Annotated in this window: 19 protein-coding genes; 10 read left to right on the forward strand and 9 right to left on the reverse strand. The window is 40.0% G+C overall.

The window, feature by feature from the left end; all coding sequences use genetic code 11:
• The first annotated feature begins 17 nt into the window (after positions 1 to 17).
• Complete coding sequence (locus ACTJJH_RS09005; protein ID WP_440601026.1) at positions 18 to 1,082, forward strand: DUF1176 domain-containing protein; 1,065 nt, start codon at positions 18 to 20, stop codon at positions 1,080 to 1,082.
• 83 nt (positions 1,083 to 1,165) lie between these two features.
• Positions 1,166 to 1,684, forward strand: a complete 519-nt coding sequence (locus tag ACTJJH_RS09010) for a hypothetical protein (RefSeq protein ID WP_440601027.1) — start codon at positions 1,166 to 1,168, stop codon at positions 1,682 to 1,684.
• A 79-nt stretch (positions 1,685 to 1,763) separates the two neighbouring features.
• Here ACTJJH_RS09010 and ACTJJH_RS09015 read toward each other — a convergent pair whose 3' ends face one another.
• The 4 genes from ACTJJH_RS09015 to gatC form a co-directional block, all read right to left on the reverse strand.
• On the reverse strand, positions 1,764 to 2,342 hold the full coding sequence (locus ACTJJH_RS09015) for a DJ-1/PfpI family protein (RefSeq protein ID WP_213069679.1): 579 nt from the start codon (positions 2,340 to 2,342) through the stop codon (positions 1,764 to 1,766).
• A gap of 167 nt (positions 2,343 to 2,509) precedes the next feature.
• Entirely contained in the window at positions 2,510 to 3,979 is a 1,470-nt protein-coding gene (gene gatB, locus ACTJJH_RS09020; protein WP_000796643.1) for an Asp-tRNA(Asn)/Glu-tRNA(Gln) amidotransferase subunit GatB, read from the reverse strand.
• Positions 3,979 to 5,457 (reverse strand): Asp-tRNA(Asn)/Glu-tRNA(Gln) amidotransferase subunit GatA, encoded by a 1,479-nt coding sequence (gene gatA, locus ACTJJH_RS09025; protein WP_440601028.1) that lies wholly within the window; start codon positions 5,455 to 5,457, stop codon positions 3,979 to 3,981. The genes gatB and gatA overlap by 1 nt, the downstream gene beginning before the upstream one ends.
• 53 nt (positions 5,458 to 5,510) lie before the next feature.
• On the reverse strand, positions 5,511 to 5,825 hold the full coding sequence (gatC, locus tag ACTJJH_RS09030) for an Asp-tRNA(Asn)/Glu-tRNA(Gln) amidotransferase subunit GatC (protein ID WP_000107699.1): 315 nt from the start codon (positions 5,823 to 5,825) through the stop codon (positions 5,511 to 5,513).
• A gap of 133 nt (positions 5,826 to 5,958) precedes the next feature.
• On the opposite strand from gatC, the gene ACTJJH_RS09035 reads away from it, so the two are divergent.
• The 6 genes from ACTJJH_RS09035 (at position 5,959) to ACTJJH_RS09060 (ending at position 10,781) form a co-directional block, all read left to right on the forward strand.
• Positions 5,959 to 6,999, forward strand: a complete 1,041-nt coding sequence (locus ACTJJH_RS09035; protein WP_000601379.1) for a rod shape-determining protein — start codon at positions 5,959 to 5,961, stop codon at positions 6,997 to 6,999.
• A gap of 16 nt (positions 7,000 to 7,015) precedes the next feature.
• Positions 7,016 to 7,873 carry a rod shape-determining protein MreC gene (gene mreC, locus ACTJJH_RS09040; RefSeq protein ID WP_002116449.1) on the forward strand — a complete coding sequence of 286 codons (858 nt, stop codon included), beginning with the start codon at positions 7,016 to 7,018 and terminating at the stop codon, positions 7,871 to 7,873.
• Positions 7,860 to 8,351: a rod shape-determining protein MreD gene (gene mreD / locus ACTJJH_RS09045; protein WP_002116279.1), complete on the forward strand. Its 492-nt coding sequence runs from the start codon at positions 7,860 to 7,862 to the stop codon at positions 8,349 to 8,351. The genes mreC and mreD overlap by 14 nt, the downstream gene beginning before the upstream one ends.
• Positions 8,339 to 8,899: a Maf-like protein gene (locus ACTJJH_RS09050; protein ID WP_078219647.1), complete on the forward strand. Its 561-nt coding sequence runs from the start codon at positions 8,339 to 8,341 to the stop codon at positions 8,897 to 8,899. The genes mreD and ACTJJH_RS09050 overlap by 13 nt, the downstream gene beginning before the upstream one ends.
• A gap of 114 nt (positions 8,900 to 9,013) precedes the next feature.
• Positions 9,014 to 10,468, forward strand: a complete 1,455-nt coding sequence (gene rng, locus ACTJJH_RS09055; RefSeq protein WP_005064412.1) for a ribonuclease G — start codon at positions 9,014 to 9,016, stop codon at positions 10,466 to 10,468.
• Positions 10,469 to 10,607: 139 nt separating this feature from the next.
• Positions 10,608 to 10,781 carry a PA1571 family protein gene (locus ACTJJH_RS09060; RefSeq protein WP_002116397.1) on the forward strand — a complete coding sequence of 58 codons (174 nt, stop codon included), beginning with the start codon at positions 10,608 to 10,610 and terminating at the stop codon, positions 10,779 to 10,781.
• A gap of 29 nt (positions 10,782 to 10,810) precedes the next feature.
• Here the strand turns inward: ACTJJH_RS09060 and ACTJJH_RS09065 are convergent, their stop codons facing one another.
• Entirely contained in the window at positions 10,811 to 12,196 is a 1,386-nt protein-coding gene (locus ACTJJH_RS09065) for a WS/DGAT/MGAT family O-acyltransferase (protein WP_005064414.1), read from the reverse strand.
• Positions 12,197 to 12,367: 171 nt separating this feature from the next.
• Complete coding sequence (locus ACTJJH_RS09070) at positions 12,368 to 13,102, reverse strand: phosphoadenylyl-sulfate reductase (protein ID WP_213034025.1); 735 nt, start codon at positions 13,100 to 13,102, stop codon at positions 12,368 to 12,370.
• Between the two features lie 184 nt (positions 13,103 to 13,286).
• On the opposite strand from ACTJJH_RS09070, the gene thrH reads away from it, so the two are divergent.
• Positions 13,287 to 13,904: a bifunctional phosphoserine phosphatase/homoserine phosphotransferase ThrH gene (gene thrH, locus ACTJJH_RS09075; RefSeq protein WP_002116438.1), complete on the forward strand. Its 618-nt coding sequence runs from the start codon at positions 13,287 to 13,289 to the stop codon at positions 13,902 to 13,904.
• Between the two features lie 58 nt (positions 13,905 to 13,962).
• On the opposite strand, the gene ACTJJH_RS09080 is transcribed toward thrH, so the two are convergent.
• The gene (locus ACTJJH_RS09080; RefSeq protein ID WP_032037367.1) at positions 13,963 to 15,327 is read right to left on the reverse strand and encodes an outer membrane protein transport protein; all 1,365 of its coding nucleotides are present in this window, start codon (positions 15,325 to 15,327) and stop codon (positions 13,963 to 13,965) included.
• A 598-nt stretch (positions 15,328 to 15,925) separates the two neighbouring features.
• Positions 15,926 to 16,624 carry an NAD(P)H-dependent oxidoreductase gene (locus tag ACTJJH_RS09085; protein WP_167563093.1) on the reverse strand — a complete coding sequence of 233 codons (699 nt, stop codon included), beginning with the start codon at positions 16,622 to 16,624 and terminating at the stop codon, positions 15,926 to 15,928.
• 159 nt (positions 16,625 to 16,783) lie between these two features.
• On the opposite strand from ACTJJH_RS09085, the gene ACTJJH_RS09090 reads away from it, so the two are divergent.
• Positions 16,784 to 17,809 carry an AraC family transcriptional regulator gene (locus ACTJJH_RS09090; protein ID WP_167563094.1) on the forward strand — a complete coding sequence of 342 codons (1,026 nt, stop codon included), beginning with the start codon at positions 16,784 to 16,786 and terminating at the stop codon, positions 17,807 to 17,809.
• A 48-nt stretch (positions 17,810 to 17,857) separates the two neighbouring features.
• On the opposite strand, the gene ACTJJH_RS09095 is transcribed toward ACTJJH_RS09090, so the two are convergent.
• Positions 17,858 to 18,850 (reverse strand): fatty acid desaturase family protein, encoded by a 993-nt coding sequence (locus tag ACTJJH_RS09095; RefSeq protein ID WP_167563095.1) that lies wholly within the window; start codon positions 18,848 to 18,850, stop codon positions 17,858 to 17,860.
• Positions 18,851 to 18,935: the final 85 nt, after the last annotated feature.

The raw sequence follows: 18,935 nt of genomic DNA on the forward strand, positions 1-18,935 counted from the left end.
AGCAGAGACATGAAAAAATGAAGAAAGTCCTTTCAATTTGCTGTTTATCCGTCATTGGTTCTTATGGTTTTGCTCAAGACATAAAAGGTATTTCATTTTCTCACCAAGAATGGGAAATCTCTTGTAGCAATACCGGTACATGTAAAGCCGCAGGCTATCAAAACGAGGAAAATGGTGACAATCCTGCTTCAATTTTATTAACACGTAAAGCTGGCCCAAAAGAACCTGTGCAGATTGAATTTGCTTTGTCAGACTATGAACAAAGCATGCCAGCAAACCAGCTTAAAAATATTCATTTTTATATAAATGGCAAAGATTTAGGCGCTGTGAGTGTAGATGGTACTGAGTTACCACTTATGGGTAAACTGAACAGCTCGCAAGTCAATGCTGTACTACAGCAATCCAAACAGAAGACCGAAATTGTATTTAAAAATTCACAGCATAAATGGAAAATTTCCGATGCTGGAATGACCGCTGTGTTATTAAAAATGGATGATTTTCAGAAGCGTATCGGAACTGTTGGTGCTTTGGTTAAAAAGGGCAGCACCAATGAAACCAAAGTGCTTATGCCTGAGCCAAAACTACTTGTTAAACGTATTAAGACTTCAAACAAACCTTATTTAACATTACAGCCTAAAAATAAACAGTACCAAGCAATATACCGTAGTTTGATGGCTGCTAAACCAAATCCGAAAGAAGACTTTTGTGAAGGAATTTATGGTGGTAATAGTGATGGAGCTGAACCACAGAAAATTGAGCTATATAAACTAACCAATAAGAAACTTCTGGCGACTACGTTGTGTTGGAGAGGCGCCTATAACGAAGGATATGGTGCTTGGGTACTAGATGAATCCTTAAATGATAAGGCCTCATTTGTGACTGAGTCTGCTTCAGATTTTGATAGCGGTATGATCAGCAGTTCTCAAAAGGGAAGAGGCATTGGAGACTGTTGGGCAAGTGAAGAATGGGTGTGGGATGGCAAGAGTTTTGTGCACACTAAGGATATGTGGACGGGTATGTGCAAAGGCTTGGCAGCAGGTGGGGTGTGGGAGCTTGATCGAATAGAGTCTGTGGTGAAATAAGTATTTTGCGGTTACAGAGTCATAACAGGTAACTTTAGTGACTCTGTGATAAAAAGAACAGATTGTTTATTGGAGCTAGACCTATGTCACGTCATCTTTACACTATTGTTCGCCGTAAGTTTTCACACCTGAGCCGTTCAATATGTGTGGCTGCTGCTGTGTTGGGGACTACTCAAATTGTGATGGCTGGCCCAACGGTTGATCAGCTCAGTGATTGTTTAGTTAAGGCTACAACGGCTTCAGACAAAACTACTGTACTTCAATGGACATTTACAGCTTTAGCAGCTCATCCAGATTTAAAAGCATTTAGTAATGTAACGCCTGAGCAAAAAGATCAGTTAGACCAAAAACTGGCTCAGGTTTTACAACGTGTGATTGTGGAGCAATGTTCTGCTCAGACCAAAGCTGTAATTCAGGCTGAAGGTGTGAAGGCGGTTGGAGAGGCTTTTCAACAGTTAGGTCAAAGTGCGGGTGAAGATATTGTTAAAGACCCGGCCGTTAAACAGCAGTTACAAGGTACATTGCGTTATATCGATTTAAATAAATTAGTGACGACGTTTTTAACACCAGAAATTTGGAATAAATTAGGGATTACAAGATAAAAAATCTAGTCTTCTATTTTAGTAATAAAGCCTGCTATCTAATAGCAGGCTTTATTGTATTTGGGATAAAGAGATCTCTTTAGATCGTAATTGTAGCCCCTAAAACTTTCACAAATTGAGCTAACCAAGCTGGATGTGCAGGCCAAGCTGGAGCAGTCACCAAATGCCCATCTGTAACGGCTTCACTCACAGCAATATCTGCGTATTGTCCACCTGCCAATTTTACTTCGGCCGCACATGCTGGATAAGCTGAGCAGAGGCGACCTTGTAATACATCTGCCGCTGCCAGTAACTGAGCGCCATGGCATACGGCTGCTATTGGTTTTTTCACTCGATCAAACTCACGCACAATTTCGATAACACGATCATTCATGCGCAAATACTCTGGTGCACGACCACCCGGAATAACTAGACCTACATATTCTTCGGTATTAACGGCATCAAAATCATAGTTAATCGCAAAGTTGTGGCCACGTTTTTCGCTATAAGTTTGTTCGCCTTCAAAATCATGAATAGCCGTCGCAATATGGTCGCCGTTCTTTTTATTTGGGCAAACAGCATGCACGGTATAACCTAAACCAGTTAAGAACTGAAATGGAACCATAGTTTCATAGTCTTCTGCATAGTCACCGACCAACATTAGAATCTTTTTAGACATGATTTATCTCTCTTATTTAAAATATATGTGATTTCAATTTTTAATTTAAATTAGCACAATGAAAGTATGATTTTTAGCAAAAAGCACATTCTTTAGTCGAAGGATGTTTCATAAGGATGTAAAAAAGCCCCGATAAATCGAGGCTTTTTTTGAGTTAGCTAATGAAATTAACCAATCAATTTTTTCATTAATTCATTTACTTGAGCAGGGTTGGCTTTACCCTTAGAAGCTTTCATGACTTGACCAACAAGACCGTTAAAGGCTTTTTCTTTACCAGACTTGTATTCTTCAACCATTTTTTCATTGGCTGCAAGTACTTCTTTAATAATTGCTTCAATTGCGCCAGTGTCGGTTTCTTGCTTTAAGCCTTTTTCCGCAATAATGTCATCGGCAGATTTACCTTCCGATTCCCACATAAAGCCAAAGACTTGTTTAGCAATTTTACCGCTAATGGTGTTATCAACAATGCGTGCAATCATGCCGCCAAGTTGTTCAGCAGAAACAGGAGAGTCTGCTAAGTCTAGGCCTGCTTTGTTTAACGCACCTGAGAATTCACCCATTACCCAGTTTGCTGATACTTTACCTTGCTTCGCACCGCCAGCAGCAGCCACAACAGCTTCATAGAAGTCTGCCATTTCGCGTGAGAGCGTAAGTACATGTGCATCGTACTCAGTTACACCAAAGTCTGCGATAAAGCGCGCACGGCGAGCAGCAGGGAGCTCTGGAAGTGCAGCGCGAGCAGCTTCAATTTGCTCATCAGCAATAATCACAGGTAACAAATCTGGATCGGGGAAGTAGCGGTAGTCATTCGCTTCTTCTTTCGAACGCATTGAACGCGTTTCCATTTTGTTTGGATCGAACAAACGAGTTTCTTGGTCGATACTTCCGCCGTATTCCAAAATTTCCATTTGGCGTTCAATTTCAACATTGATCGCTTGCTCAATGAAACGGAATGAGTTGAGGTTTTTAAGCTCGCAACGTGTACCAAAAGGTTGGCCCGGACGGCGTAAAGACACGTTACAGTCCGCACGGAATGAACCTTCAGCCATGTTACCGTCAGAAATACCTAACCAACGTACTAATGTGTGAATTGCTTTGATATAAGCAACAGCTTCTTCAACCGAACGCATGTCAGGTTCAGAAACGATTTCAAGTAAAGGTGTACCAGCACGGTTTAAGTCAATGCCAGACATGCCTTCAAATTGGTCATGTACAGATTTACCCGCATCTTCTTCAAGGTGAGCACGAGTTACGCCAATACGTTTAGTCGTACCATCCTCAAGTTGGATGTCGATGTGACCTAAGCCTACAATCGGGTTGTCCATTTGGCTAATTTGGTAGCCTTTTGGAGAGTCAGGGTAGAAGTAGTTTTTACGTGCAAATACAGAAGCTTGGTCGATGTATGCATCAATTCCAAGACCGAAGCGAATTGCAAGATCAACTACTTTTTCATTCAAAACTGGGAGTACACCCGGCATTGCCAAGTCTACAAGGCTCGCTTGCGTGTTTGGGTCTTGACCAAATTCAGTCGATGAACCTGAGAAAATTTTAGAGTTAGTCGCAAGCTGAGTGTGAATCTCGATACCAATAACGACTTCCCAACCGTCAATCAATTTCAACTTTTGAGCTTCAGCCATTATGCATTCTCCTCAGCAATTGCCGCACGTTGAGTATGGAAATCGGTGTTTTGTTGGTATTGATGGACAATCGACAACAATTTTGATTCTGACCAGTAATTGCCAATTAATTGTAATCCTACAGGTAAGCTGTCTTTATCAAAACCAACAGGAGCATTAATCGCTGGTAAGCCTGCTAAGTTCACTGCAAGGGTATAGATATCGCCTAAATACATTTCAGTTGGGCTTAAGTTCGCACCAATTTTATATGCAGTTGTTGGCGCAGCAGGAGCAGCAATCACATCCACATTCTCAAATGCTTTTAAGAAGTCTTGTTGAATCAAACGACGTACTTTTTGAGCTTTTACATAGTAGGCATCGTAATAACCCGCAGAAAGCGCGTAAGTACCAATGAGAATACGGCGCTGAACTTCTGGACCAAAACCTTCTGAACGAGAACGTTTATAAAGATCCATCAAATCAGCAGGGTTTTCACAGCGGTAGCCGTAACGAACGCCATCATAACGAGACAAGTTAGAAGATGCTTCCGCAGGCGCGATGAGATAATACGTTGGTACATAAGCTTCAGTCATGTTGAGGTCGATCTCAACAAGCGTTGCGCCCATTTCTTCAAGCTTTTTCAAAGACTCTTCAACACGTGCTTTAACGTCAGCATCTAAGCCTGCAACGTTAAAGTACTGTTTAGGAATACCAATGCGTAAACCTTTTACAGGTGTGCCATTTAAATTTGCAACGTAGTCATCAACTTCCTTTTTAACCGAAGTTGAGTCTTTTGCATCGTGACCTGCAATTACATTCATGAGGTAGGCACAGTCTTCAGCAGAACGAGCCATCGGACCTGCTTGGTCTAAAGATGATGCATAAGCAATAATGCCGAAACGAGATACACGACCATAGGTTGGTTTTAAGCCCGTTAAGCCGCAGAATGACGCAGGTTGGCGAATTGAGCCGCCTGTATCAGTACCTGTAGCAAAAGGTGCTAAATCAGCCGCTACAGCCGCAGCAGAACCACCTGATGAGCCACCAGGAACGTGGTCGAGTGCCCATGGGTTACTTGTTGCACCAACATACGAGCTTTCTGAAGTTGAACCCATTGCAAACTCGTCCATGTTCACTTTACCTAAAGTGACAAGACCAGCTGCTTTAGTTTTTTCAACAACAGTTGCGTCGTATGGAGAGATGAAGTTGTCTAGTATTTTTGAACCGGCAGTTGTTTTAATGCCTTTGGTACAAAAGATATCTTTATGAGCAAGTGGAATACCCGTTAAAGCTGTTGCATTACCTGCTTTTAATGCAGCATCGGCAGCGTCGGCTTCAGCAAGAGCTTGTTCAGGCGTAACCGTCACGTAGCTTTTTACCAGTGGGTCAATTTTAGCAATACGTTTTAAATAGTGTTCAGTCAGTTCGCGAGATGAAAACTTCGCTTGGCTTAAGCCCTCAGCAAGTTCACGAATTGATAAGCGATGTAAATCAGTCATGAGTAAAATTTCTTTACATTCAAAATAGGGAAGATGGGTTAATTGAGTAGAAGTTATTCAATCACGCGAGGAACAAGATACAAACCATCTTGAGTTGCAGGCGCAACTGCTTGGTATTCATCTCGATGATTGCTTTCAGTTACCACATCAGCACGTAAAGGTTGAGGATTGTCAAAAGGACTTTTCAAAGGTTCTACGCCTTCCGTATCAATGCCTTTTAAGGTTTCCATCATGCCTAAAATTTTATTTAGACTTTGAGCATATTCAGCAGATTGCGTATCATTGAGCGACAATCGAGCAAGATTGGCGATTGCTGAAACTGTTTGTGCATTTAAATCTGCTGAATGCTGTGCATCCGATGTAGACATAACATCACCTAATCAGTATTAAAAATTTTCAAAATATCGTGCGTTATAATAAGCGATTGACTTGTTCAAATCATCACATTTAGTTTAAAGTTGCCACCTTGCATCCACATGAAAGTTTAACTGAGAACGAACCGTGATTCTAAAACGACTAATTGGCTTGTTTTCGCCGGATCTAGCCATTGATTTAGGTACAGCAAATACACTTATTTATGCACCAGGCCGCGGCATTATATTAAATGAACCAACAGTTGTGGCAATTCGTCACAGTGGTTCACAAAAAATTGTTGCTGCTGTAGGTCTAGATGCTAAGCAAATGCTGGGCCGTACGCCTGCGAATATTTCTGCAATTCGTCCAATGAAAGACGGTGTAATTGCGGATTTTGAAGTGACTGAAACCATGTTGAATCAGTTTATTGGTAAAGTTCACGAAAAACGTTTGTTCCCACCTGCACCTCGTGTAGTTGTATGTGTACCATGTAAATCAACTTTGGTCGAGCGTCGTGCGATTCGCGAAGCAGTATTTAATGCTGGTGCCCGTGATGTTCGTTTGATTGAAGAGCCTATGGCGGCAGCAATTGGCGCAGGTATGCCAGTTGAACAAGCATGTGGTTCTATGGTTGTGGATGTTGGTGGCGGTACAACAGAAATTGCAATTATTTCATTGCAAGGTTGTGTCTATGCTGACTCTTTACGCATCGGCGGCGATGTTTTTGATGAGCAAATCATCAATTATGTTCGTAAAGCTCACGGTTGTGTGATTGGTGAAACCACTGCTGAAATTATTAAAAAAGAAGTAGGCATGGCTGTTTCTGATGGTACAACATTAGAAATCGAAGTACGTGGCCGTAACCTTGCAGAAGGTGTGCCTCGTGCAATTACCGTAACTTCTGACGAAATTACTCAAGCCATTTCTGATCCATTACAAAGCATTGTAAGCGCTGTGAAATCTGCTCTTGAGCAAACTCCTCCTGAACTTTCTTCTGATATTGCTGAGCGCGGTATTGTGTTGACAGGTGGTGGTGCGCTACTTCGTAACCTTGACAAGTTATTGGCTCAAGAAACTGGTTTACCAGTTGTTGTTGCTGAAGATCCTCTTACTTGCGTAACCCGTGGTGGTGGTAAAGTATTAGAATTCTTCGACAACCCGAACCATGACATGCTTTTCGTCGGTTAAGTTTAAGGATTAGGCGGTGCAACCGAATATTTTTTCAAGACAGCCGCCATCTTTCCGCTCGTTCATTATTGCGGTTATTACATGTTTGGTTGTGCTGTTCTTTGATTGGCGCATGCCTTATGTAATTCAGCCAGCAAGGGATGTCTTGTACGCTGCATATAACCCAATTTATGCATTGGCTAGTTATCCGGTACTGTCGAGAGAATGGCTGAATCAACAAACAAAATCTGAAGCGCAACTGCGTCGTGAAAATACCGCGATGCAGGCTGAGCTTTTACAAGCTCAAGTTCGCTTACAGAAGCTTTCTGAACTGTCAGCTGAAAATACCCGTTTACGAGGACTTCTTGATACACCATTAATTATTGATGGCCGTATGGAAATTGCCGAAGTGATTGGGACAGATGCAGACCCATTACGTCATATCATTATTATTAACCGAGGCTCTACAGACCATCTAAAGGTCGGTCAAACGGTTCTGGATGATAAGGGGATTATGGGGCAGATTATTAATGTATACCCTCATAGTTCACGTGTGATGTTGTTATCAGATAAAGAACATTCACTGTCGGTACGTCTTGAGCGTACTGGAATGCGGGCGATTGTTTCTGGTACAGGTGATTTGGGCCGTTTAAAAATGGAATATGTCCCGACCAGTGCGAATATTCAGGTGGGTGATAAAGTGTTTAGCTCAGGCTTGGGTGAACATTTCCCAGCAGGTTACGCAGTGGGTACAGTGGCCAAAATAAAACGCCATAATTCAGGTGAGTTTGCTGAAATTGATGTAACACCATCAGCACAATTAGCAACAGGCCATCATGTAGTTGTACTTTTCTCTGAATCATTAGCGAAGGAGCAGCCGTATGCCGATCGCTAAACTTAAACGAGAAAAGCGTAAAGACCCATTATGGGGAATTATTCTCTCCGTTATTGTGGGTTCTGTACTCATGGTTTATCCGCTATCTTATGATATTTCAGGATGGCGGCCACTGTTCATGTTAATGATCATGCTATTTTGGGTAGTATGTCAGCCAACATGGTGTGGGGTCTGGTTTGCATTTGGGATGGGGATTTTTACAGACTTACTGCTTGATGCGCCTTTAGGGCTCAATGCCTTAAGTTTTGTAATTGTGACTTTTCTTACCCGTTTTTTAATTCGGGAACGCCGTATTTTAACTTTTGTTAATTTATGGACGATAGCAACGCTGGTCATTATTGCCCATTTAGCATTTATGTGGGTAACACAGACGATGGGTGGAATTCATTTTTCGATTGCTAGACATTGGCAACCTTTGATGACAAGTATCATCACGTGGCCGGTCGTCTATTATTGTTTGGCAAAATGGCGCATATAGTTTTAGCATCTAGCTCTCCTCGTCGGAAGGAGTTGTTACAACAGCTAGGCTTAGATTTTGAAATCTATAGTCCTGACATTGATGAGTCTGTTCATGAAAATGAGCTGGTTCATCATTATGTTGAACGGTTGGCTAGAGAAAAAGCTCAGACTGTATTGAAGCTTTTTCCAGAAGCAATTGTTATTGCTGCCGATACAAGTCTGGGACTTGATGGTCAAATTATTGGTAAGCCTGAATCGAAAAATCATGCCTTTGAAATCTGGAAACAATTATCTGGACGTTGGCATGATGTGTTTTCTGGACTGTGCGTTGCTACTCAACAACAAATGTTAAGTCAGGTAGTGCAAACACAAGTTGAGTTTCAGTGCCTGACTACACAGGATATGGAAGATTATTGGACCACGGGTGAGCCTGTTGGAAAAGCGGGTGGATATGCAATTCAAGGAATTGCCTCGCAATATATTCCCCAAATTCAAGGAAGTTATAGTAATGTGGTAGGACTTCCTTTATACGAATTTGCACAGTTATTCAAAAGAGTAAAGACATAAGGGGTTGTTATCATTCTTCATTGAATAGCATTGTCGATGAACATTAGACAACGTTAAAGTTAACAGCTTCTCTGACTCTTTAATAAAAAATTTTATAATACTTTGAGTTTATGTATGTCAGAAGAACTACTTATTAATGTCACGCCTATGGAGTGTCGGGTGGCATTAATCGAAAATGGAACTGTTAATGAACTGTATGTCGAGCGTACAGTTAAACGCGGTCTAGTCGGCAATATCTACAAGGGTAAAGTTGTACGAGTGCTCCCGGGCATGCAAGCTGCCTTTGTTGATATTGGTTTGTCTCGAACAGCCTTTTTACATATCAATGATATGGTTTGGCCTCGTTCACAGCCTACCCCGAATGTCTTTGAGCTATTACATCCTGGGCAAACCCTTACTGTCCAAGTAATGAAAGATATGTTGGGCACAAAAGGTGCACGTCTAAGTACAGATCTTTCAATCCCTTCTCGCTATTTGGTATTAATGCCGTATGGTAACCATATTGGTGTTTCGCAGCGTATAGAGTCTGAAGAAGAGCGAGATCGTCTGCGTAATATTATTGAAGGTATTCAATCTGAGCATAATTTACCCGGTAGCGTGATTGTCCGTACGGCTGCAGAAGGTGTGGATGAGGCAGAAATTGCACAGGACATGTGTTATCTGAGCAAATTGTGGGAGTACATTCAGCGTAAGCAGACTGACGTTGCTGTTCCTTCTTTAATTTTTGAAGAACTTCCATTACCTCAACGTATTATTCGTGACTTAGCAAGCGAAGAAACTGCAAAGATTTATGTAGATTCGCGAGAGATTCACGCAAAACTGCTTGAGTTTGTAGATGAGTTTGTCCCGAATATGAAGAGTCGCCTCATCCATTATCCGGGTGAGCGACCACTATTTGATCTTTATAATGTTGAAGAAGATATTCAAAAAGCCTTACAAACTCGCGTAGCTTTGAAGTCGGGCGGTTATCTGATGATCGACCAGACTGAAGCCATGACAACGATTGACGTTAATACAGGTTCATATGTAGGTGGTCGTAGTCTTGAAGACACGGTTTTTAAAACTAATATGGAGGCGACTCAAGTTATCGCGCGTCAACTTAGACTGCGTAATTTGGGGGGGATTCTCATTATTGATTTTATTGACATGCAAGAAGCAACTCACCGTGAAGAGGTGATGCGTCAGTTTGAGAAAATGCTTGAGCGAGATCACGCGAAGACCAAAATTACTCAAGTGTCAGAACTTGGTCTGGTCGAAATGACGCGTAAACGAACTCGTGAATCATTAGAACACTTGTTATGTGAATCATGTCCAACATGCCAAGGGCGGGGTTTTGTCAAAACAGCGGAGACAGTGTGTTACGAAATATTTCGTGAGATATTACGATATACGCGTGCATTTGAGTCAACGAGTGGCTTTACTGTTGTTGCCCATCCTTCTGTGATTGACCGATTATTAACAGCAGAAGCACCAGCAGTAGCCGATTTAGAGCATTTTATTAACCGTGTTATTAAATTTCAGGTCGAAAATTTATATACGCAAGAGCAATACGATATCATTTTAAGTTAAAGTTGTAACAAGATATCGCTTAATCCTTGTTACAACTGAAATTTTACTTTCATTCATGAATTTTAAATACTACTTACATACAGTAGCCCTAGACGTTCTCCCTATTAAACGTCTTAGCAAACAATAAGAGGTATAACCCATGAATGTAAGTGAAAACTTAATTAGCAACGGTCTTAAACATGTTTTAGAAAGCACGCCAGTAAATAGCTGCTATATGTTGAATGACCAAGGTAAAGAAGTACCAATCACAACTGCAATGATTCGTTCAGTATGTCATCAGTTGCTTAACCAGTGCCGCACAATCAAAAAATAAGGGGCCAATTCAAAGCCCCTTAACTTTTTCTAACTTGCTGAATGATGTTTCAGCTGTTTCTCTGCAATAATTTCTTCAAAACGTTGAATCTCATCTTCTAAATGAGTCAAAAGGTTTTGCATTTTCGGCAAAGCATTTCGACAAGCTGTTAATCCAACTTCAAGCTTATCTAAATAACTAGTCATGGTAATGTTTAGAGCTTGTCCATCCATGACAATCGAAGCGGGGTAGAGTGCATCTAATTTCGCGCCATTCCAATAAAGCGGCTCACGTGGTCCTGGTACATTGGAAATCACTAAATTGAACGCCTGACGCTTAGGAAGCATTCCTGACATGATGTTTAATCCTGCCGGACCATAAACTACCGCACTATAGTTTAAAATTTCATTCGCTGTCATACGGCTAAAGCGTTGCTTTGAATTTTGCATGCTGCGACGAATGATTTCTAGGCGTTCTAACGGTTGATCTTTATGCGTCCCTAAATTTGCCAAAATCATGGTAATTCGGTTACTCATGTCAGAATCATCTGTACGTAATGAAGCTGGAACCATGGCAATCAGTGGCTTTTTTGGTAAGCTGTTTTGGCTAATCAAATATTCACGTAAAGCGCCTGAACATACAGCCAGCACAACATCATTAATCGTTACGCCTAATGCTTTTGAAATTTTTCTAAGGCGGCTTAATTCAAATGATTGGGCCGCAAAACGACGTGAAGCACTGACTCTTTGGTTCAAAATAGAAACTGGTGCCTGAAAAGTAGAAACATAATCAGGATTTTTACCCATTTCCTTGAATATTGTTTGAGATAGCTCGTGCATAACTTTGGGAGCTATGTCGAGTTGAGATTTAATGCCGCCTAAAATACTTTTAATTTTACTAGTACTTGGAGTCGGTACTTTTAGACGCTTAGCTCTTTTGCTCTCAACACACCATAAAGGGACAACATGTTTCTCTTCTGGTGTTTTTGATAGAGATTTCTCGATCAAACGCATACCCGCAACGCCGTCGACCATCGCATGATGGATTTTAAAATACATGGCAAAACGATTGCCTTCGATTCCTTCAATAATGTCACAAGTCCAAAGTGGCTTTGCACGATCAATTAGTGAGCTATGCTGCTGTGAAATATAAACCAGTAGTTCACGAATACGGCCCGGGTGAGGCAAAGCAATGTGGCGAAAGTGATGATCGATATCGAACTCTTCATCTTCATCCCAAAATAGACCACTTAAACGGTTATTGAAGGGCGGAATAGGAATGCTCTTTGAGCGTTTAATATCTTCTACTAAATCATGTACAAAGGTTTCTGGTGCATTTTCAGGAATTTCAAATAAAAATAATCCACCGACATGCATGGGTTGCTGTCTTTTTTCAAGTGACAGAAAAATGAAATCAATTGGGTGTAATGGACGCATAAATCATTGTGCCTCATGCATTTTTCTAAGAAGCCCTTATATGAGCTCTTATTAGAATTATAGAACCGTAAAATTAAGTATATAGCGTTTAGAGTAGAGAAAATATGACTTTGTGTACGGAACATGAAATAAAAAAAACCACTGATTTACCAGTGGTTTTTTGATATCCAGTTACTTTTTTATATTACCTGCGTGTAAGCCACACTCTTTTTGGGTGGCTTCTTCCCACCACCAGCGTCCTTCACGCTCATGTTGATTTGGTAATACAGGTCGTGTACATGGTTCACAGCCAATAGAAACAAAACCGCGCTCATGAAGAGGATTATATGGAATTTCCATCATACGGATGTAGCTCCATACCTCAGCACTTGTCCAGTTCGCTAGAGGATTATATTTAATGAGTTGCTTACCTGGGCCAGAGAAACCTGCATCAGCTTGTACTACAGGAATCTCTGTACGCGTACCAGGACTTTGATCTTTACGTTGACCCGTAATCCAGCCATCTAAAGTCGCAAGTTTTTTACGCAAAGGCTGAACTTTTCGAATACCGCAACATTCTTGATGCCCATCTGTAAAAAAGCTGAATAAACCTTTTTCGTTTACCATGTTTTGAACAGCTTCTGATTCAGGGAAACAAATTTCGATATTGATATTGTAGTGTTTACGGACAGTTTCAATAAATTGATAAGTTTCGGCATGCAGGCGGCCTGTGTCGAGACTAAATACACGGAAAGGTTTGCCTAAGCGTGAAGCAATATCAATTAACACAACATCTTCTGCTCCCGAAAACGAAATTGCAATTTCACCTTGTTGGCTTAAGGCAAGTTCTAAAATTTCTCGAGGGCTTTTGGTTGCATATTCAGCAGCAAGAGCATCTACGATATCAATAGTCGGAATAACGGTCATGTGTGTTCCTGGCAAAAGGCTTGGGCGCATTGAGTTATGAAAAATATTCTAAAGGATAGTTGATAAAGTGCTTAGCACTTTAATTTCGATCCTTATGAATAAAATTGATTTGATCAATAACAACGCAAAACTGAAAATCTTAATGGTATGATACAGCAATTTTTAACCAACGTTGGAAGCATTCATGGAAATCGTATGCCTAGATCTTGAAGGGGTTTTAGTTCCTGAAATCTGGATCAATTTCGCTAAAAAAACAGGGATTAAAGAACTCGAAGCAACAACTCGTGATATTCCGGATTATGATGTTTTAATGACTCAGCGTCTTAATATCTTAAAACAACATGGTTTAGGCTTAAACGACATTCAAGAAGTCATTGCTGAGATGGGGCCATTACCGGGGGCAAAAGAGTTTGTTGAATGGGTGAGTACGCATTTCCAACTCGTGATCTTATCAGATACCTTCTATGAATTTGCGCATCCTTTAATGAAGCAATTAGGATGGCCAACAATTTTCTGTCATAAGTTAGAGACAGATGAAGAAGGTATGATTACCGCTTATAAACTACGTCAACCCGATCAAAAACGTGAGTCTGTTAAAGCACTGCATGGCTTAAATTTCCGTGTAATCGCTGCAGGTGATTCGTATAACGATACAACCATGCTTGGTGAAGCGGACCATGGTTTCTTATTTGATGCACCAGCAAATGTGATTGCTGAGTTTCCTCAGTTTCCAGCTATCCACGGTTACGATGCATTAAAAGAAGCAATCCGTTCAGTTTCACAGCGTACAATCCCAGCTTGAGAATAAATAATAAAAAAGGCGCTTTAAGCGCCTTTTTTATATGCATAATTTTTTAAACTTAGAATTTATAACCAAGTTTTAAACCATAAGCGATAGCGTTGTTGTCAGAGAATTCTGCAACATAGTAGTCATCGCTACCAGCTTGGGCTCCAGTTTGTGCTTTTGCATCGCCCAACCAGAAATATTTTACACCGCCAGCAATAAAGGTTTGTGGAGTAGGGCTGTATTGAACACCTACGCCTACGTTCCAGTAACCTTCAGTTGGACCTAAAGTTGTTACAGGATTACCTGCGCCAGAGTCCCAACCTACCGAAACATTACCCGCCCACTTGTCGTTAAGTTTACGACCTACACCAGCATTCACAGACCATTGGTCATCAGAATATTCCACTAAATTAAAGCCATTTGGACGGCTAGGAGTTGCTATTGGACCTACAGCTTCTGATACTTTGCCAAATTTATATGGACGAATTGCGAAATCTTTCCAATTTACCCAGCGTACATTCGCAAATGCGACTGTATTTGCCATAATTCCTGTCTGGAAATCAAGGTTTACAGATTGAGGGGTAGTAATTGTAGTCTTGCCTTCTAATTGGTTAGCAGCAATAGCTTTACCAATTGTTTGTTGGATCGCTCCAGCTTGAGCTGGAGTTAACTGACCAGCTGCAACTAATTGTCCAATAGTTGACCCAAGTGCTCCAGCATTGGCTGTAATTGAATCTGCAAGTGCAATTGTTTCATCTGCATCAATTTTGTGGTCAATTTCTGAACGGTATGTAATCGATGCCTTAAGTGCAATTTCTGGGATTTGGAAAGCGGCCCCTGCTAACCAGCCAGCTGCTCCATCTTCAGGAATTGAAGCATCATAGCCATTATATAAGCTGTATGCAGAACCTCTTAAATGAACATTTCCTTTAATTGTTTGATATACACCACCACCGTAGAAATTAAAGTTTTCGGTAGGTTGGAAACCAAAAATCATCGAAATATTTTGACTATCAACTTCAACAGAAGTTGCACCTTGAGTACCACCTAAAGCACCAGTTGTAATTGGTAAAGTGCCAAGAATTGGATCTGATGGGCTTGCTACAAAGGCATTATTACCAGAATATTCTGCATCTGCCCCAAATGGTTGATCATAGAGTAAACCAAAAGAGAATTTATCAGTAAGTTGTAGTTTTAAGGCTGCGCTAGGGAAATAATAGTCATCTCCCATATCGCCAATATTACGACCTGTTTTAATTGTACCAGCTTCTTTACCAGCTACATCTGGGTCTAAAACAGAAATTCCAGCTTCAAAGTAATTACCAGGCTGCAAAAATGCAGAGATGGATTGTCCAGAGCGATCCAATGCTGCTGCAAAAACCCCAGTTGCAGGCAGCGTTGCTAAAATCATTGCAGTGCTCAGATGTTTTAATTTCATTTTAATCTTTCCTTGAACTTCAAGACATTTTTTTAAAAGTAACAGAGTTAAACCGTTTAAACTGTGTTGCCTTCAAAGCTCCTAATTACAAGTAATAGAAGCTTTGATAACTCCATGTAACAAAAATAGCATAATTACAATAAGAGTAAATCTGTTATATGAACTGAGGAGTACTCACTTTTTATACAAATAATGCCAATAATGGATGAAATATGAAGGAATATTTGCATTGTTAAATTAATTTAATTATTTGATATTTATATTTTTTATATATTAGTGGTGACCTTTGTTTTTATGACATTTTTGTCACAAATCCAAGAAAAATGGTCAAAGATTTTTTTGTAAAAATATGAATTAAGTGATTATGAAATGAGTATTGGTAGTCATTTTTAGTTGACAAGTCCAGTTTCTCTACATCTGTATATTATTGATTAAATTTTATATTATTCATTTTATGAAAAAGTTTACCTTAATTTTTTTACCATTTGATCTATTTTTTGAGCGAATTTGGATTCTATATTTGAAAGTTATGTGTAATAAAAAACCGAAAATAATGATCTAAATTCGGTTATTCAATTTTAAGAGCTAAAACAGAGTATTAGAGTGGATAAAGTTTTTCATCAAATTGTTCAAGTTGAGGAAACTTTAAAGGTTCGAGTTGGTCGAGGTGAGTAAGGTAGATTACATAGTCTTCAAGAAGGGTTTCTCGTGCTTCTTGGCTAATATACGGTACATGGTAAGCAATGAATGGAGGTAAGACTTCAAAACCAGCATATGCCAAAGTACCACGTTGAATCGGGGATAAATAATTTTCGATTGGGCCGTGAATTGAGTTTTCTCCAAACATGTGTGTTCTACCACCGAGTGTTAAACACAACATCGCTTTTTTTCCTGCCATGCCACCATGGTTGTAAAACCGCTTACCCCCATAAAAAAGCCCAGATACAAACACACGATCAATCCAGCCTTTTAAAATTGCTGGCACAGATGTCCAATAAAGTGGGAAATTTAAAATGACGAGATCAGCTTTTTTTACCTTTTCAATTTCTGCTTGAATATCTGGAGCTAGAAGCTGATTTTTGCTGGCATTTCTTTGCTCTAGAGCATAGTTAAAATAATCAGGTTGATTAAGCTCTAAGAAATCCGCTTTGGATGCAATAGGGTTAAATTGCATCGCATATAAATCTGAAATTTCTACGCTGTGCCCCAATTTTTCTAAAGTTTGCTTAGCTGTACTTTTTAGAGCAGTGGTGAAAGACTGTGGTTCTGGATGAGCATGGACAATTAGAATGTTCATAGGGGAGGACCTGTATTCTTTTCAGAAATTGTGCTGTCTAGTGCAATTCAGCGGATTTTGTTTTGAATAACTATGCATCAATTTAAAAGCATGGCATAGTTCATGAACTGACAGTTTTTACCATTTCGCGCCATTTTATTTTGCTCATATGGGTTGTTTATGAATCCAGAATTACCCGGAACTTATATTAATTTAATCGTCGAGACTGTTAAGCGGTGGGGTGTCTCTGGTGAGCAGCTTTTAAATGGAAGTGGAATAACTTTAGACCAATTAGAAAAGCCTTACTGGTATGTTGAATTCAATATCTTAAATCAGCTTATTGAACGGGCGGTCGAGTTATGCAAAGAGCCAGCACTAGCAGGATATTTAGCTTTAAGCATGACGGCTTCATGTTATGGTTCAGTCGGAATGGCTGCCATAGTTTCTCCAAATTTAGGAGAAGCGCTGAAAATACTTGAACAATTCATTGGTTCACGTTGTAAGGTTTTTAAACCCGAATTAAAACAAGAAAATAATGATGCATGTTGGTCAATTCATCAGCCCATCAATGCATTTCAGCTGAGCCCCAATGCCAACATTTTTTTGCTACTCGGTTTTGTCCAAATTGCGAAAAAATTAACAGGGCTTTCTCATTTGGGAAAAGTTGAATTACAAATGCCCGAGCCGATAGGTTTTGACCAAATCAGTCATCAACTGGCTGTGACTTGTTTATTTAACCAAAAGGGTAATCGTTGGATATTTCCAAAAGAGTATTTAGCACAACCTGTATTAACGGCAGACCCAATGCTAGCGCCGTTATTAAATGCGCAGTGCAAGCGGGATATAGAGAAATTAAACTTAAAAAGTGGTTGGAAAGGGCAAGTCAAACAAGTGGCCGAAAAATTGCTTATGAATGGGAATATTGAGGCATTAAAAGTTGGGCAAGTGGCTCATATCATGAATATGTCGGAGCGAACTTTGCAACGCTATTTAGCTCTTGATGATACTAGTTTTACACTCTTGGTAGACTCACTGAAAAAGGAGCATGCCCAGAAACTTTTAACTCAAAATAACATGTCGATCGAAAAAGTTGCTTTAATGCTAGGTTATGCCGAGACTTCTCACTTCACTCGTGCGTTTAAGCGCTGGATGGGAATGACGCCTAAATATTTCCAAACCAAACATAAGATGGATGATTTAAGTTAAAAGGCCACAAATTTAATTTCATGGCCTTTCATTTATGATTTGAGTCAATTAATTAGATTGTTCTGGCTTAGATGAGAGTGAATCAATCACTTCAAAATAGCTAGGTGGTGCTGGAACATGGCCGCGCTCTCTCAATAGACGATGCATACGCGGTAGTTTGAAGTAGGGCACCGAAGCCATTAAATGGTGTTCCATGTGGTAATTGACATGAATAGGGGCCACAAAGCTTCTAGCAATCCAGCCTGCACGTGTTGTTCGTGTATTGGTTAAAGCGGTATTACTCGTTTGCATACCTGCATGTTCGGCCATTGAGCGAATTCTTAAAAATAATGGAAACGGTGTTAAATAAGCTAGGGGCCATAACCAATAAAACCGTTGTTGATCAAAAGCTTTTAAAACACCATAAAGAGCTACATTGGTTGCAATAGCTCCGCTACTGTTTTTTATAAGACTTTTTGCATAATCAACGAAATCTTTATTGCTTCGTTCTAGCCAGACTTGATCATTGGCAACAGTCCATTTCATTAGATCTAGATCCATTAACACTCGACCAAAGCTAAACTTTAATCCTGTCATACCTGTTAAGTCGCGTAAAAATTTACGAGTAAGCGATTTTTTGCTTACAGGAAAACCAGAAACTAACGAAAGATCGGGGTCATCTTGATTAGATGTTTTTGCATGATGACGAACATGATGTACGCGATATTTTTGTAGATCATTCCAGATTGGACGGGCGCATAGCCATTCGCCTACAAAGTCATTTATTTTTTTATTTTTGAACAAGCTTTTATGAGATGCATCATGCATCAAAATTGCTAGGCATAACTGGCGACCTGCCAATATAGCTAAAGCTAGCATACAAGCAAGTAATTTGCCCCAGCTAGGTAAGTAATCCCACATCATGATTAAGCTTGCAAATGTTCCGCCAATAACGGCCCATGTGCTTGCAACAGCCCAAGCACCGTATATATCTGAGGGTTGTGTGAGTTCTTGTATTTCTTCTCTGCTAAATAGATCGGTCACACTCACTTGTGCATTCATTTTTATTCTCCCAAATCAGATTTTGGTATCCATATCTTATATTACAAATATAATCATAAAATTTTAAAATGTGAAATATTTGTTT

The organism is Acinetobacter sp. 22301, assembly GCF_052045285.1.
Lineage (GTDB): Bacteria > Pseudomonadota > Gammaproteobacteria > Pseudomonadales > Moraxellaceae > Acinetobacter > Acinetobacter pittii.